The sequence below is a fragment of the Bacillus sp. DJP31 genome (assembly GCF_049310945.1).
In the GTDB taxonomy this organism is placed as follows: domain Bacteria; phylum Bacillota; class Bacilli; order Bacillales; family SA4; genus Bacillus_BS.
This window is the reverse complement of sequence record NZ_JBMERO010000006.1, coordinates 39,089-54,348: the sequence shown is the minus strand read 5'-3', so window position 1 is coordinate 54,348 and position 15,260 is coordinate 39,089. Positions and strand designations below refer to the sequence as shown.

Annotated in this window: 18 protein-coding genes and 1 riboswitch; of the genes, 3 read left to right on the top strand and 15 right to left on the bottom strand. The window is 37.1% G+C overall.

Features of this window, described 5'->3' with window-relative positions:
• Nucleotides 1-49: 49 nt before the first annotated feature.
• A complete protein-coding gene (asnB, locus tag ACOI1C_RS07710; RefSeq protein ID WP_422509611.1) occupies nt 50-1,897 on the bottom strand; it encodes an asparagine synthase (glutamine-hydrolyzing) in 1,848 nt (615 codons plus the stop codon).
• 219 nt (nt 1,898-2,116) lie between these two features.
• On the opposite strand from asnB, the gene ACOI1C_RS07705 reads away from it, so the two are divergent.
• Entirely contained in the window at nt 2,117-2,674 is a 558-nt protein-coding gene (locus ACOI1C_RS07705) for a DUF2777 family protein (protein ID WP_422509610.1), read from the top strand.
• 105 nt (nt 2,675-2,779) lie between these two features.
• Here the strand turns inward: ACOI1C_RS07705 and ACOI1C_RS07700 are convergent, their stop codons facing one another.
• Entirely contained in the window at nt 2,780-3,127 is a 348-nt protein-coding gene (locus ACOI1C_RS07700) for a YisL family protein (RefSeq protein WP_422509608.1), read from the bottom strand.
• Between the two features lie 166 nt (nt 3,128-3,293).
• Here ACOI1C_RS07700 and ACOI1C_RS07695 point away from each other — a divergent pair, with 166 nt between their 5' ends.
• The gene (locus ACOI1C_RS07695; RefSeq protein WP_422509607.1) at nt 3,294-4,484 is read left to right on the top strand and encodes an ornithine--oxo-acid transaminase; all 1,191 of its coding nucleotides are present in this window, start codon (nt 3,294-3,296) and stop codon (nt 4,482-4,484) included.
• A gap of 41 nt (nt 4,485-4,525) precedes the next feature.
• On the opposite strand, the gene ACOI1C_RS07690 is transcribed toward ACOI1C_RS07695, so the two are convergent.
• From ACOI1C_RS07690 to ACOI1C_RS07630, 13 genes are all read right to left on the bottom strand, one after another.
• Nucleotides 4,526-5,425 (bottom strand): fumarylacetoacetate hydrolase family protein, encoded by a 900-nt coding sequence (locus ACOI1C_RS07690; RefSeq protein ID WP_422509605.1) that lies wholly within the window; start codon nt 5,423-5,425, stop codon nt 4,526-4,528.
• Nucleotides 5,426-5,521: 96 nt separating this feature from the next.
• Nucleotides 5,522-6,451: an acyltransferase family protein gene (locus tag ACOI1C_RS07685; protein WP_422509603.1), complete on the bottom strand. Its 930-nt coding sequence runs from the start codon at nt 6,449-6,451 to the stop codon at nt 5,522-5,524.
• A gap of 373 nt (nt 6,452-6,824) precedes the next feature.
• Nucleotides 6,825-7,751: a type II secretion system F family protein gene (locus tag ACOI1C_RS07680; RefSeq protein ID WP_422509602.1), complete on the bottom strand. Its 927-nt coding sequence runs from the start codon at nt 7,749-7,751 to the stop codon at nt 6,825-6,827.
• Between the two features lie 3 nt (nt 7,752-7,754).
• Nucleotides 7,755-8,717: a type II secretion system F family protein gene (locus ACOI1C_RS07675; protein ID WP_422509601.1), complete on the bottom strand. Its 963-nt coding sequence runs from the start codon at nt 8,715-8,717 to the stop codon at nt 7,755-7,757.
• A complete protein-coding gene (locus tag ACOI1C_RS07670; protein ID WP_422509599.1) occupies nt 8,717-10,156 on the bottom strand; it encodes a CpaF family protein in 1,440 nt (479 codons plus the stop codon). Before ACOI1C_RS07670 ends, ACOI1C_RS07675 begins: the two co-directional genes overlap by 1 nt.
• Nucleotides 10,153-11,001, bottom strand: coding sequence for an AAA family ATPase (locus tag ACOI1C_RS07665; protein ID WP_422509597.1), 849 nt, complete (start codon nt 10,999-11,001; stop codon nt 10,153-10,155). The genes ACOI1C_RS07670 and ACOI1C_RS07665 overlap by 4 nt, the downstream gene beginning before the upstream one ends.
• Nucleotides 11,002-11,024: 23 nt before the next feature.
• Nucleotides 11,025-11,735, bottom strand: coding sequence for a Flp pilus assembly protein CpaB (cpaB, locus tag ACOI1C_RS07660; protein WP_422509595.1), 711 nt, complete (start codon nt 11,733-11,735; stop codon nt 11,025-11,027).
• Nucleotides 11,736-11,744: 9 nt separating this feature from the next.
• On the bottom strand, nt 11,745-12,638 hold the full coding sequence (locus ACOI1C_RS07655) for a pilus assembly protein TadG-related protein (protein ID WP_422509593.1): 894 nt from the start codon (nt 12,636-12,638) through the stop codon (nt 11,745-11,747).
• Nucleotides 12,639-12,673: 35 nt separating this feature from the next.
• On the bottom strand, nt 12,674-13,057 hold the full coding sequence (locus ACOI1C_RS07650) for a TadE/TadG family type IV pilus assembly protein (RefSeq protein WP_422509591.1): 384 nt from the start codon (nt 13,055-13,057) through the stop codon (nt 12,674-12,676).
• Nucleotides 13,051-13,569, bottom strand: coding sequence for an A24 family peptidase (locus tag ACOI1C_RS07645; RefSeq protein WP_422509589.1), 519 nt, complete (start codon nt 13,567-13,569; stop codon nt 13,051-13,053). Before ACOI1C_RS07645 ends, ACOI1C_RS07650 begins: the two co-directional genes overlap by 7 nt.
• Before the next feature lie 180 nt (nt 13,570-13,749).
• Nucleotides 13,750-13,935 (bottom strand): Flp family type IVb pilin, encoded by a 186-nt coding sequence (locus ACOI1C_RS07640; protein WP_422509588.1) that lies wholly within the window; start codon nt 13,933-13,935, stop codon nt 13,750-13,752.
• Nucleotides 13,936-13,939: 4 nt separating this feature from the next.
• On the bottom strand, nt 13,940-14,128 hold the full coding sequence (locus tag ACOI1C_RS07635; RefSeq protein ID WP_422509851.1) for a Flp family type IVb pilin: 189 nt from the start codon (nt 14,126-14,128) through the stop codon (nt 13,940-13,942).
• Nucleotides 14,129-14,144: 16 nt separating this feature from the next.
• Nucleotides 14,145-14,489: a DUF192 domain-containing protein gene (locus ACOI1C_RS07630; RefSeq protein ID WP_422509586.1), complete on the bottom strand. Its 345-nt coding sequence runs from the start codon at nt 14,487-14,489 to the stop codon at nt 14,145-14,147.
• 84 nt (nt 14,490-14,573) lie between these two features.
• A riboswitch (cyclic di-GMP riboswitch) is annotated at nt 14,574-14,664 on the bottom strand.
• 414 nt (nt 14,665-15,078) lie between these two features.
• Between ACOI1C_RS07630 and ACOI1C_RS07625 the strand changes: the two genes are divergently transcribed.
• The gene (locus tag ACOI1C_RS07625; RefSeq protein ID WP_422509584.1) at nt 15,079-15,231 is read left to right on the top strand and encodes a Spo0E family sporulation regulatory protein-aspartic acid phosphatase; all 153 of its coding nucleotides are present in this window, start codon (nt 15,079-15,081) and stop codon (nt 15,229-15,231) included.
• Nucleotides 15,232-15,260 lie beyond the last annotated feature (29 nt).

Sequence of the window (15,260 nt, the reverse complement as noted above, 5' to 3'; positions counted from 1 at the left end):
AGAATTGGAATAAATAAACAAAAATAGTTAACCATGAAGGAATGATCATTTATTCTTTAACATTCACCCCATATTTGTTAAACCAAACATGAATTTGAGCAAGATGAGCGAGCAGCTGTGGTCCTGTCATAAGTTGACCAAACCATGGAACTTTAAATGCTTGCCCTTCCGATTCTACGATTTCCTTTAGCTTTTGAGCTTCAAAGAAGTGGAAGAGCGCTGATGACTTATCTGCTAGAATTTCCTCCATCCAACCTTTTACAGCTTTCGTATAGGTAGGATTATGTGTTTTCGGATAAGGGCTCTTCTTACGATAAAGAACATCTTGGGGAAGAAGTCCCTCTAACGCTTTTCGTAATATACCTTTTTCACGATTACCATACATTTTCATTTCCCAAGGAATGTTCCAAACATATTCTACTAATCTGTGGTCAGCAAACGGTACACGGACCTCAAGGCTAGCTCCCATACTCATTCGATCCTTACGATCAAGGAGTGTCGTCATAAACCAAATCATATTTAAATAGAATAATTGTCTTCTATTTGCATCCTCAGGAGATTCTCCATCTAATACAGGTGTCTCTTTCACTGCTTCATCATAACGATCTTGCACATATTGCTGTAAATTCAATTTTTCTTTCCAGTGGGATTGAAGAAGATCTACTCTAAGTTCTGTTGATCTCATCCATGGAAATGCACTCGAAGCTAAGTCTTCTGCTCGGTGAAACCAAGGATAGCCTCCGAATATTTCGTCTGCACATTCACCAGACAACCCCACTACAAATTCCTGTTTAATCTCCTTACAGAACCATAAAAGTGAAGAATCGACGTCGGCCATTCCAGGTAAGTCACGAACATAAACAGCATCTGATAAATGATCGACGAGCTGATCTGTCGTTATAATGGAACGATGGTGCACCGTGTTAAACGTATCGGACATCAATTGAATCCAATGTTGATCGGAATTCGGCTGAAATTCATTCGCTTTAAAATATTTGTCATTATCTTCATAATCAATTGAATACGTATGAAGAGGGCCTTTACCCTCTTTGTCAAAAGCATTTGAAGCAATGGCAGTAATAGCACTGGAATCTAACCCACCAGATAAAAACGTGCACACGGGTACGTCTGAAACAAGCTGCCTAGTCACGGCATCTGTAAACAAGTGCCGAACTTTTTCAGCTGTTTCTTCTACATTATCTGTGTGGGCTTTACTTTCTACATTCCAATAGCGCCAGATCTTTAATCCTTCTTTAGAATAAGTTAAAGCATGGGCCGGTCGTAATTCCTTCACACCTATAAATACACCGTGACCTGGTGAACGAGAAGGCCCTAGCCCAAACACTTCCGCTAATCCATCTACTCCAACTTCAGCTTTTACTTTGGGGTGCGCCAAGATCGCCTTTAGTTCCGAAGCAAAAAGCAAGTTGCCGTCTTGCTCGTGATAAAAGAGCGGCTTAACCCCCAAACGGTCTCTTCCGATAAATAATTTTTCCTTACTTTCATCCCAAACAGCGAAAGCAAAAATGCCATTTAGATGCTCCACACATTGCTCTTGCCATTCAATATAGGCAAGTAATAGAACTTCTGTATCAGAATGTGATTGAAACGAGTATCCTCTTGATACAAGCACTTTCCGAATATCCTCTGTATTGTAAAGCTCGCCATTATAACAGATCGTATATGCGTTTTCCTCTTTTTTTCTAGTCATTGGTTGCTTTCCACCGTGAGGGTCAACTACTACTAAGCGTTTATGACCAAATGCAACATGCCTTCTCACCCACACATTTGTATCATCGGGCCCACGCAAACTTAATGTATCAGCCATTTTCTCTACGAGTTTATATTCATTTTCTAATGAATTCCGATAGGATACCCATCCTGTAATTCCACACATGTTGACATCATCCTTTCTTCGTTCAATGCAGACGGATAGCAAAACACTGCTTCCATTGTATGCATCCATTTAGAAAAGAATTCATTAAAGAGGCTAGTTTGAAGCTAATCACGGCTCACATTTGGAGTAATATTTAATAAAATAATAAAAGAGATTATAATTTGGTCGATTTCTGTCAAAAAAAGAAGTATCGCTGATAGAAATTGACGGAGGAAAACCATGAACCTACAACAACGCTTAGAACAGCTTCCAAATCAGGAAAGATCCTACTCTGAAGGTAATGTTGAATACATTCATGATCAATGGATCCTTTTTGACGAGCAGGATGAACCAATTTCATTAAATGATAGGACGAAAAGTTCGTTTGAAATATACATGAGTGGAAAATGGGTATTATTTGAACAATTCGATCATGGAGTTGCATATGGGCAGCAGTCCTATCCCATTAAACAAGGAGATACAATTCGTTTCCAAAAACAATTATTATTTACTTACCAAGAATGGCTAAGTGAGCTAACAGATGAGTCAATCGAAAGGTTTGTCGTCTCAATGAATAAACTTCAGTATTCTATTTACGATTGTATCTATTGCCATAACTTTTTGTTTTTTAACGTAAAACAGAAGCCGAAAAACGGTGTGAATTTCCTCGTTTTCGATAACGGAGAGCAAATTTGTGCAGTTCAACACCATTTCAAAAGAGATCAACGACATATAGATCGGTTTGAAATTACATTAAATGATGGTACAAGGCAATTGCTTATGAATACTTCTAAATGATGACTAAATGAGGCACGTTTTGATGAGTATAGACAACCTTCACCGAATTTTTAGGCAAAAAAACAAATCACATTTCTGCGATTTGTTTTTTTTTGACTATTAGTACTACATGCCTAACCGAACATATCCATAATAAAATACAAGCAATAGTGCAATAACTAATTGTATCCAGAAGATCTTGGTTGGCTTTCCTTTGCTGCCTCTAGTTAAAATAAACTCCATACAGAAAATGATCCATAGACCAATTATGCTTTTAATGTTTGCATCTAATACTTGGAATTGATAGTATGTAGCAAGTAAATATATGCCTGTTCCTAAAACTAGTAAGTACAGTAAACGGAGTACCATTTGAATAATTTTTAAGGGCTTTTTCTTATTAGCTCTTAATAAATAGACTGCAACGAAGAATAGTACTAACGTCAAGGTCCATGCGGTTACGTGCAAATGAATCATTTGCTCCTCCTCCTTTTATCTTACAGATGTCCAAGACTATCATATCATGAATAGTAGGTAAAAATGAAGAAATCAAAGGGATTCTAAGACAATTTTGTGAAGATACTGTTATAATGTAGTTAGATTTACGTGAAGCGTCTGCAATATTGAAATGGAGGAACTATTAATGTCAACATCTCAAAAAATCATCTCCCAAACCGAGAAGTATGGTGCAAATAATTATCATCCACTGCCAATAGTAGTGGCTAAAGCAGAAGGTGTTTGGGTCGAGGATCCTGAAGGCAATAAATACATGGACATGCTTAGCGCGTACTCGGCTGTTAACCAAGGGCATCGTCATCCACAAATTATCCAAGCACTAAAAGATCAAGCTGATCGAATTACGCTTACTTCTCGTGCATTCCACAATGACCAGCTTGGACCTTGGTATGAAAAAGTTTCTGTACTTACAGGTATGGAAATGGTACTGCCAATGAATACAGGTGCTGAAGCGGTTGAAACAGCTGTAAAAGCATCTCGTCGTTGGGCTTATGATGTAAAAGGTGTTCCAGCAGACCTTGCCGAAATCATTGTATGTGAAGACAATTTCCATGGCCGTACAATGACTGCTGTATCGATGTCCTCAAACGCTGAGTATAGGCGTGGATTTGGTCCAATGCTACCTGGAATTAAGATTATTCCTTACGGAGACGTTGAGGCACTTAAGCAAGCTATTACTCCAAACACAGCTGCGTTCATTTTTGAACCGATTCAAGGTGAATCTGGTATCATTATCCCGCCTGTTGGTTTCTTAAAAGAAGCATATGATATTTGTAAAGAGAATAATGTCCTTTATGTTGCCGATGAAATTCAGGCAGGATTAGGTCGTTCTGGTAAAATGTTTGCGGTCGATTGGGAAGATGTAAAGCCGGATATGTTCATATTAGGCAAGGCGCTTGGTGGCGGTGTATTCCCTATTTCTTGTGTCGCAGCAAGCCAAACTATATTAGGCGTGTTTGAACCTGGTTCTCACGGTTCAACATTCGGTGGGAACCCTCTAGCTTGTGCGGTTTCTATCGCAGCACTAGACGTTTTAGAAAAAGAAGACTTAGCTGGCAGATCACTTGAGTTAGGTACTTATTTTGTTAAAAAACTAAAAGAAATTACCAACCCTATGATTACTGAAGTTCGTGGAAGAGGTTTATTTATTGGAGTTGAGCTTAAGGAACCTGCTCGTTCTTATTGTGAACAGTTAAAGGAAAAAGGGCTACTCTGTAAAGAAACTCATGATAACGTGATTCGCTTTGCACCTCCACTTGTCATTTCGAAAGAAGACTTAGACTGGGCAATTGAACGAATTACAGAAGTACTTTCATAACAAATATAGGAGAACTCAAACACATTGAGTTCTCCTTTTTGTTATTCTTCAATTGTGTTTACTAATGTCCCAATTCCTTCAAGCGTAATTTCTATCTTATCTCCTGGCTTTAGATAAATAGGAGGCTTAAATCCTTTTCCTACTCCAGCTGGTGTTCCTGTAGCAATAATATCTCCAGGCTCTAAAGTCATACCTTGAGAAAGAATGGAGATTATCTTTTCAACAGAGAAAATCATTTGATTTGTATTTGAATCTTGCCTTGTATCTCCATTAATTGTGGTCTTGATTCCAAGGTTGTTTGAATCTACTATTTCCGAATGGTGGACAATCCAAGGTCCCATTGGACAAGATGAATCTAAGCTTTTCCCTAGAAAAAACTGCTTGTGCTTAGCCTGTAAGTCTCTTGCTGTTATATCGTTTATAATTGTATAACCAAAAATATGGGACCTAGCTTCTTCTTCTGATATGGCTTTGCCGCGTTTTCCAATGATAACTGCTAACTCTCCTTCATAATCCAATTGATTTGTTATCTGTCTATGATTTTGAATTGTCGCCCCGCTCCCTACTACTGCAGTAGGAGCCTTAGTAAACACAATGATATTCTCCGGAATATCATCTGAACTTCCCATTTCAATCGCATGATCTGCATAGTTTTTCCCTATACAAAATACATTCTTTCGAGGATAAGGGATCGGTGCAAGTAACCCAATTGAACTTAAATCATAGATAAATTCAGAGTTCACTTCATGAATCTCTGAGAAGATCTGTGAAACTCTATCGAAGAAAAGATCCCCAAGCCCAATTGCCTCAATCATAGTATCCGGAATAATCGCTTCTCTTTTTATAGAAGTCTCAGCTTTTTTTAAGTGTAGTATTTGTTCACCTACTACTAACCCAATAAACTCTATGCCTTCGACCAGCTTCGCTGTTACAAACTTCATTTTTCTCCCACCTTATTTCATAAATCTATCATTTCAAAATTGATTTTTATAACCTTTTTTTTTATAGAAATTCACGATACTATTAATGTGAATAGCTTATAACACTCTTTTTACATAAGGGATTTTCACAATCAATATTGCAATTACAAAACATAGAACTGTTCCTATAGATCCAACGAATAAGAACTTTATAAAAGGGTGCATTACGAAACTAGTAAATAGAATGCTCAAACTAACAATAATTACAGGGTGAATAATAAAGACTGTGTATGCTGAGCTTGAAAGCATGGTTTTAAACCTTGTAGGAGGTTGATTCACCTTTAATTGAAAGTGATAAAGTAGCCAAAGAATGATACCAAATGCAACAAATGGCTCCCATAGTGCATACAATAATGCTTGAACTGATACTCCACCTTCAAAGGAAATATTTCCTTCCAATGCTCCTGTCAAAATCAAGCCAATTGGTAAAATAGGAATGGAAACGAGTGATATAAAGATCCATGACTTTACTAATTTTGATGAAATTGATTCAAGCCATTGCTGTCTGTATGCAAGGGTACCTAAAATAAATAAAAGAATATACGATGGGAAATAGCCAAACTGTAATCCTAGAATTCCCTCCCCGACGGGCCAAATTAGCCTAATAAGAAATGCAACAATTCCTAACAACATAGCAGTTAACAGGAATATTGTTTGTGAAGGGAATTCCCACCTCTTCTGGATAGTTCCCCCTCTAATTTTACGATAGAAGACATAAAAAACAGAAAAATATAATAGAGTTTGTACAAACCATAAGGGTCCCATATGAACTGTTTTCAGGTTAATTACTTCAGACATGTAATAGTCTAGTAGTGTCATAGAGACTCGAAAGTGTGCTGAATAAGTTATAACTGGCCCTAAAATAAATACATATAATAATAAGGGTATCCCTAATCGAATGAGCCTGTCGGTTAAGAACAATTTCCAGCCTTTTCGATCATAAGAACCCGGGGTAAAATACCCAGATAACAAGAAAAAGAAGCCCATAAAATAAGTTGGTTAATCGCAGTAAAAATAGTTAATAGAATGCTTGAAATTGTGAGCACTGATTTATCAACATCCTCATAAATCCATGACCCACCTGCACCATATCCAATTGCAGTATGATGGACAATAACTAAAACAGTTAACAAAACTCTCAAATAATCTAAATAATAAAGTCGTCAATTCATGATACATCACCTAACCCACTAGTTTATGAAAACATATTCCTATAAACATTATATAAAAAAAAAGTAAAATTAGAAGTGGGTAGCTTCCATGATGACTTTTTCTGGTATTATTTCTAAGATTTGGGCTATATGGATTCTACCCATGACATAAGCTTATCAATACAATTAAAATAAGCAGCGAGTTATCCTCACTGCTTAAATGTTTCAAGAAACTGGATTACGGCAGGACCCAATAATACAATGAACAAACTAGGGAAAATAAACAACACGAGTGGAAACAACATTTTGATTGGTGCTTTCATGGCTTCTTCTTCTGCTCGTTGTTTTCTGCGGTCACGTACTTCAACCGATTGGATTCGAAGTACTTGTACCATACCAATCCCTAGTTTTTCTGCCTGTATAATACTACTAATCAAGATTTTTATTTCATCAACGGATAGCCTGTCCCGGATTCCAGACAAGGCTTCTCTCCTAGTCTTTCCTAATCGAATTTCCTCAAGACAGCGGTGAAATTCAGCTGGTAGTATACCCTCTTTTTTAGAAACTACTTTACTTAAAGCAGAGTCAAAGCCTAATCCAGCTTCAAGGCTAACCGTTAGTAAATCTAACACATCTGGTAGCTCTCTAACCGCAAAGAAATTCCTCTTCTTAATCTTTTGATTAATATAAAAATGTGGGATAAACATGGCAAGAACTATACTTATTAGAAGCATTAGAAAGATCCCTTTAAATCCTGCTCCCAGTAATAAACCGTAACTGACAAAAACGAATGGAAAGAGAACAAACAACGCAATTTGAAACAAACGAAATTCTACTGGGGTCATCCCAAATGGATTTCCAGCTTGTTGAAGCTTTATTTCAATTTTCGCTTCCTTCTCTCCAGGCATTCTTTGTTTAAAGCTCTTTTTGAATTCTCTCCAAACTGGTGCTATCATTCGTTGTAGAAGACTAGGAGCTTTAGGTTCTGTTGACACCTCTAGCTTTTCAACATCCTTACTTTTCTGATTAAAAAACAAGGTTATTCTTCTTTTCACTCGAGCATTTCTTTCGGACTGAAAGACTAGAAGCGCATATATAACTAGGAAGATGGTCAAGAAAAAGGTGATAAAAACCATGGACTACACCTCAATTGATGTTATTTTTTGGATAAAGATGAATCCAATCAAACTAGAAAAAACACCGGCCCCTACTAAAATGAGTCCAATAGGATGAGTAAACAATGTCCCAATATATTCTGGTTCAATAAGAAATAATACGAAGGCTAAAATAATAGGTAAAAGTCCAATAACAATTCCTGATAATCTACCTTGTGCGGTTAACGTCATGATCTGGCGTTGTATTCTCGTACGATCTCGGATGGTTTCAACAATTTTATCTAAAACAGTCGCTAAATTTCCTCCAACCTGTTTTTGAATCAAAATCGCTTGAATCATTAGTTCTAAATCCTCAGAAGGCATTCGTTCCTTTAAAGCATTCAGAGATTCTTCAATACTGCTTCCATATTGGAGTTCTCTCAGCACTGTTTCCATCTCTTCCTTAATGGGAGAATGGGCTTCTTCAACAACTGTTTTTAATGATTGTGGAAAACTAAATCCTGCTCGTAATGCGCCTACAATGGTGGTGATCATATCTGCTAATCCATCATTAAAAGAAATGAGACGGTTCTTCTGTTTCTTTACTAAATACCATTTAGGTAGCATAAATCCTATGATTCCACCTACGAAAATGAAAAATATTTGACCGGATATGATAAATAGTAACCCACCACAAAGCCCTGTTGAAATCCATTGAAACAAAATATATTCTTCTGGTTTTAAAGCAACTCCGGACCGACTAATTAATATTTCTAAACGATTATTCTTATCCTTTGTTAGTACCTGTTTTTTAATTTTCTGCTTCGTCATTTGCATTTGGACGAGTAAGCTGAACTTCTTCGGATCCAAAGTCTTTCGTTCCTGAATGGATAAATAATGTTTCATTCGCTTATCCAATCTGCTATTCGATAGGAAGAATATTTGTAACACGGAGACAAAAAACAAAAACGAAGTGAATAATACTAAAATAAGTAGATAGTATTTCATTAGCCCCATTCCTCTCCATCAATAAAGACACTTGCTGGAATATGAATGCCAGAACTTTCTAAACGCTCATAAAATTTTGGGCGAACACCTGTAGGAATCATTCGTCCTTTTATCTTCCCGTTTCCATCGACTCCAACTTGTCGGAAAGTAAAGATATCTTGTAGAACGATGATATCACCTTCCAACCCCTGAACCTCGGTTATGTTCACGATTTTTCGGGTTCCATCCTTTAATCTGGTTTGCTGAATAATTAAATCAACGGCACCGGCAATTTGTTCCCGGATGGCTCGAACCGGTAAGTCAACACCAGCAAGTAAAACCATTGTTTCTAGTCTGGCAATCATGTCACGAGGACTATTTGAATGTCCTGTCGCTAAGGATCCATCATGCCCTGTATTCATTGCTTGAAGCATATCAAGCGCTTCTCCTCCACGAACCTCACCAATAACAATTCTGTCTGGTCTCATCCGAAGAGAGTTTCGAACAAGGTCACGTATCATAATTCCACCTTTTCCTTCAATGTTTGGTGGACGTGACTCTAGTGAGATGACATGCTCCTGACCTAACTGTAACTCAGCAGCGTCTTCAATGGTGACGATTCTTTCATCATGAGGAATAAAGTTGGACAAAACATTTAATGTCGTGGTTTTTCCAGAACCTGTACCACCACTTACGAAAATGTTAAGATGGGCTTTTACACAAGCCTCTAAAAAAACGCCCATTTCTTTTGTCACTGTACCAAAAGAAATCAAGTTATCAATTGTGAAAGGATCCTTTGAAAATTTACGAATGGTCAGAGTGGGTCCATTTAATGCTAGTGGTGGAATAATTGCATTTACACGAGAACCGTCTGGTAATCTAGCATCAACCATCGGACTGCTTTCATCAATTCTTCGACCAATTGGAGAAACAATCCGTTCAATGATATTCATCACATGTTCATTGTCTCTAAATTGGACTGTGGTTAATTCGATTTTCCCTCTTCGTTCGACATACACATGTGTAGGGCCGTTAACCATTACCTCAGTAACCTCATCGTCCATTAATAAAGGATTAATTGGACCAAATCCAGTAACATCATTGATTAACTCATCTATAACCTTTTTTCGATCAACTTTTCCTCTAAATGTTTCGTCTTCCTTCATAATCTCAATGGCCATCGCATCAAGCTTCGGAATGATTTCCTCAACATTATCGTCCTTAAGGTCGGATAGAATTTGTTTATGAAGTAAATTTTTTAATTCTTGGTGCTTGTTTACTGGTTGCGGCTTCTGCTTTGACGTCTGAGAAGAAGGAGCTTCAACACGCTTCGATTCTCTAAATGAAGTTAAAAGGTCCTTTTTAGGTATCCTTTCGACAGAATCTATTTGTGAAATATTTTCACCTGAGTCTATGTCTTGCTCTTGTTTTATTTCTTGAATTCGTTTTAATAGACTCATTCAGTCTCCTCCTTCAAGCGCTTTTTGCTAAATAGCTTCGATATCAAAGATGGTCCTTTTGTTTTTATTAGAGCAATCTCACGTCTTGAGGAAATTTGTTCAGCCATCTTAAAGATTGATTTGGCGATTTCCGTTTTTCCATGGTTTATGACAAAAGGAATACCAATGTTCATAGATTGGGAAGAAATCTGGAAGTCATTTGGTATAAAGATTGGCTCTTCTACCCCTAATATCTCTGGTACATCTGAGGCTTGGATCACACTCTCCATTGTTGCTCTGTTTACGATTAATTTGACTTTATCCTTCAGACCAAGCATCTCAAGTGTTTCAAGCATGGATTTTGTATTTTTCAAGGTTGCCATTTCTAAATTTGTAACGAGTAGTATTTGATCTGCCTTTTCTATAATTTGAAGAGTGTGAGTTTGTAAGCCTACACCTGTATCAGCAATAACATATTCATGACTAGCTAATAGAAATGGAATGATTTTATCAAGAGCTGCCTCAGTAACTAAATCTGCGTATTCTGGTTTTTCAGGTGCAGAAAGTACTTTTACACCGCTCTCGTGAACACTTAAATAGCTTGACAAGGTGTACTCATCTAAACGGTCAATTTCTTGAATGACATCCTTGATTGTAAACGTTGATTGAAGATCCATGGCTAGACTTACATCACCAAATTGAAAATCTCCGTCAAGAATTCCAATTCTTATATTTTTTTTGACTAAGGCAACAGCTAGGTTAACCGATATGAGTGTTCTTCCTACTCCGCCTTTAGCACTACATATTGCAATAAATTCCCCGCGTTTTTGGACTCGACTGTCTTGTTTTTCTTGTTGTGAGCTCATCATGAAATCACCTCAGTTCCTTGCTACTTAGTATCAGGCGGGACAGTACTTTGTGCATCTTTACTACCAGGAGGCAAAAGCCTAGTGTGAAGGGTAAATTGGATATTTCCACGCTCAGAAGAGTTTATAATTTTTACCGTATCTTCTGGCTGTAGCTCTAATGTTACCGATGTATACTCTACATATTCTTCAGCTAAATCTGTTTCAGCTACAAGCTTTCTTCCAACCGCTAAAACTCGAGCCTTTTGCAATATAATAGTTGTTTCCACTATGTTTGGATTTGTGCTGATAATCTCGCTAAATACAACATCGACATAATCTTCGGGTTCGATTAAATTTGATGCTGATTGAACAAAGTTTACACCTACAGAAGTAGCTCTAAAGCCCTCCTTTACCTTTCTTGATACAAAAAGTTGCTCTTCCAATTCAGACTGGACGCGATGTTCTAAAACAGGTTCTCCTGCTTCAATTGGTGACGTCACATACAAGCCTTCTAATTTTGTGACATCCTTAATCACTTGAGGGTGAAGTCCTTTTTCAGGAATCTCCTTCATTTCTACTAAACTTGCATCTAATTTCGTATTGGCAGCAATTCGTTCTTTTGCTACAACAACCTCTACCATACTCTCGCTTATCACCATTTCTGTATCAAACTGCTTCATATAATTGAAAAATAAAAAGGTCGTAATAGCACCCATTGCTAACGCTAAAATTAAAATAACTTTCGATCTCATCACATTCACCTACTCAGTTAGTCTTATGCTAAATGCTCCTCGGTTTGTGGCCGACTCGTCAATTGTTCCTGATCCTGTTAGCTTGATAAACATACCGTGAACCGATGTATCCTTTCCTGATACAGGTTCAGTCAAATAAAAATAGGCAAAGCCCTTTATTTTCACTTGTTTAACTTGATTGGACTGAACATTGTAAGGCTGATATACCGGGACTAAAATAATTCTTGAACACTTCTTTTCTATTCCTGTTTGAATAGCATATGGACATGCGTCAATTCTTTCTTTAACCGCAGACCTTGTTGTACCTGCTACATTTCCAGTTTGGGTATCTATTACATCTCCAACGCTTATTTCATATTGATAACCATTCTTGAAATTATCATAATAAGTTGCTGCCCCTGGGCCCCCAAGTGCTAAAATACCAAACCAGCCAGCATCTACCCCAGTTGTATCTGTTTTCAACTCATATTCCTCATAAAATTCTAGTTCAAATCTCTCATCAATCCCTAGTGGCACGGCACCCATTGCACTACCCATAACCCCAACCTCAGCTGCTGCCTGGGCCTCTACTGGTGCTGTATCTTGACCGAAAAGTGTTGAAAAGGCTAAAGGGACTTCCTTTTTCAATTGAAGTTTGACGATATTCTCTTCATCAATTTCGATCTTTTCTAGCTGTTTCTCTTCCTTATGAAATTGGAGTACCTCATTCACTATATTTTCTACTGCACCTTCACCAAGGAATAACTCCTGAGCTCCAGATAGAGCAGCAGCGTTAGCCGCCTTTTGCAAATGACTCTTAGTCATAAATAAAGAGCCACCATCAATGACGAGTCCTGTCATTCCAAGCAAACCTACCATGGCAAGAGAAACTAGTATAAGAGCGTTACCATTCTCACGTTTCATAAATTGTTTTATCCTTATAAACAACCTTAATCGCCTCACTCTACACGAATTGTGGAATCCGCTTTTAGTTGGATAGGGTTAGGTAAAAGCCCTGAAATAATGGGAGTAATTAATTCTAGAGGGTATTCGAGCTTAACGGTCACATACTGCCCGGAAGTTCTAGAAGAATCCTTCGGTGTAATGACTACTTGCAATTTTGTCGAATCGCCAATTTGAATGTAATCCTTTGCAAATGATGTAATCTCACTATCATTCTTACCTAGACCACCAAGTCTTACAGCTTCTTGTGTGGCAAGGTGTAAATGTGAATAGGAATACAGAACTCTACCAAAATCAATGATCCCTACTAATAACAATAACAATATGGGCAAAACAAGGGCCATTTCTACTAGCGACTGTCCGCTTTCATTTCTTACCATAGAATCCCACCACCATAAACTAAGCTAATTACAGCACCTCCGGCAATAGCTACACCATAAGGATAGGTTGTTTGTAATCCTTCTTTATCTAAAAATAAAGGAACCCTTAATCCAGAACCGAAACTGCTAATAGAGTATATAATTGATTTTATGCGAGATAGTCCTCCTTTTCTGAAAAGCAAGACGACTAACCCGATCAATCCGCCAATGAGTGCCATATAAACCGAAGTTGCTAACACAAACATCGTTCCTTTTAATGCCCCAATGACCGCTAGTAGCTTAACATCGCCTGCTCCAATACCTCCCATGAAATAAGGAATAAGCAATATAGCTAGACCTACTAGAAACCCTGAAAGAGAAAACCACAAACCTGGTAAACCATTAGAAACTAGATGAACGATCAAAGACAATAGTAAAGAAGGAAAAATGACAATATTGTAGATTTTTCTAGACTTCAAATCTGTGAAAACACAGATACTTAAAAGGATAAGCAGCAATATATTAAAACCCATACAATATCCCTACCTTTTTATAACGAATCTTACAAAAATAGCCCCACGTCACAAGAACGTAAGGGCCTATTTGGTTACAATCTATCTATTTTAGGGGAAGAAAGTTTGTAAACTATTTTTTCTAGTGAATGAATAAATTCTATAATAGCTAATTTCTTAGTCAGTATTTGTTGAAGGTAATTATTCTGTATGACGACTGAGAACAGTCGCTTCAACCTTTTCAAAAAGTGTAATCATGTATTCACTTAAGACTGATATGGTGGTGATTACAGCAACTGCAATAATTCCAAGGACTAATCCGTATTCTGTCATTCCTTGTCCTTGTTCGTCTTTAGTAAACTGCTTTATTCTTTCATATAATTTCAATGTATTATGGCGTAGTTCCAGTTGTAGCACCAGTAATTGCAGCTTTTACATTATCAAACATTGTAATGATTTGCGTTCTTAGAAGACCTAAAGTCGTAACAACTGCAACTGCAATAATTCCTAATACTAAACCATACTCAGTCATACCTTGTCCTTGCTCTTCTTTAAGTAAACCTACTAATTTGTTTTTCATCATGATAATCTCTCCCTTAGTTTTGTAGTTTTAGTGTTTGTCCAATTTCCGTTCCTGTTTGTTGGACTGTTCCTGCTGGTAATTCAATGACTGAATTTGCAGCTCTGTAAACTTTACTGACGTTTCTCGGTGACATCGATTCAACAATACCGACTACTTCTAATCGATCATTTACAAACAACACATCAATTGCGTAATTCATGAAGTACGTATGAACCGAGCGGCAGGGTGTAATATGAAGTCCGGTACCTATTGGTAATTTATGAGAGAACATTAACCCTATTAATCTCTTAAAAAAGGTGTCTGCTCTGCCAATCTTATTGGCTAATTCCTGTTCATTACTTAGGTTGACCAACTTCAACTTCCCTTTTCACCTCCTAGATATAAAAATACCCCGCCTTTACCGAAAGGTGGGGTTTGTAAACTTTACAAAACACCCTGATCTTTCGGTAACTGGCTGGCATAGTGTGAAAATCCACACCGTAGCCCCTTTAGCTTTGCGTCACTGACTTTCATCAGCTTTGCCTTTATCGAGATTCAGTGTGTTCGTTTTCCGACTGAACTCTTGCTTTTATAATAAAACTTTTTCACCAAAACAAATATCCGTCATACTTCTTATTTTTAATGTCGATTTTAATGGGCATATTGTCACTGTTTGTTGAAAAATCTTAAAATACGCTGGATATCTTGCTGTATTTTGTAAGTATATAGCAAATACTAGTACTCTATGCCTATATTTGTTTGAATGTTTAAATAATTCTTACTATTTGCTGAAAGTTACTATTTTTTCACGAAATATTTGTAGAATTTTGTATTTTTTTGTAAGATTAACACTACTTTTATCGAAGCTATTTTCTTTTCATCATTCATGGTTATAATAAGTCTGTACAATCGATTGCACATATTATAGCAACCGGTTAGTTACTATCTTTTTTTGCAGGAGAAATGAAATGATTGAACTTATGATTGAAGAAAAAAGAGAAAAAATGATTGTACTCGCAATGGAGCTTGGATTTACTGCAATAGAAACAGTCGTATGTAGTCAAGAACTAGATGAACTTATCAATATCAAGTTATGTAACTCCGAAAACATTCAGCACTAATTCATATGCAGCTCGCAAAGACCATTTCC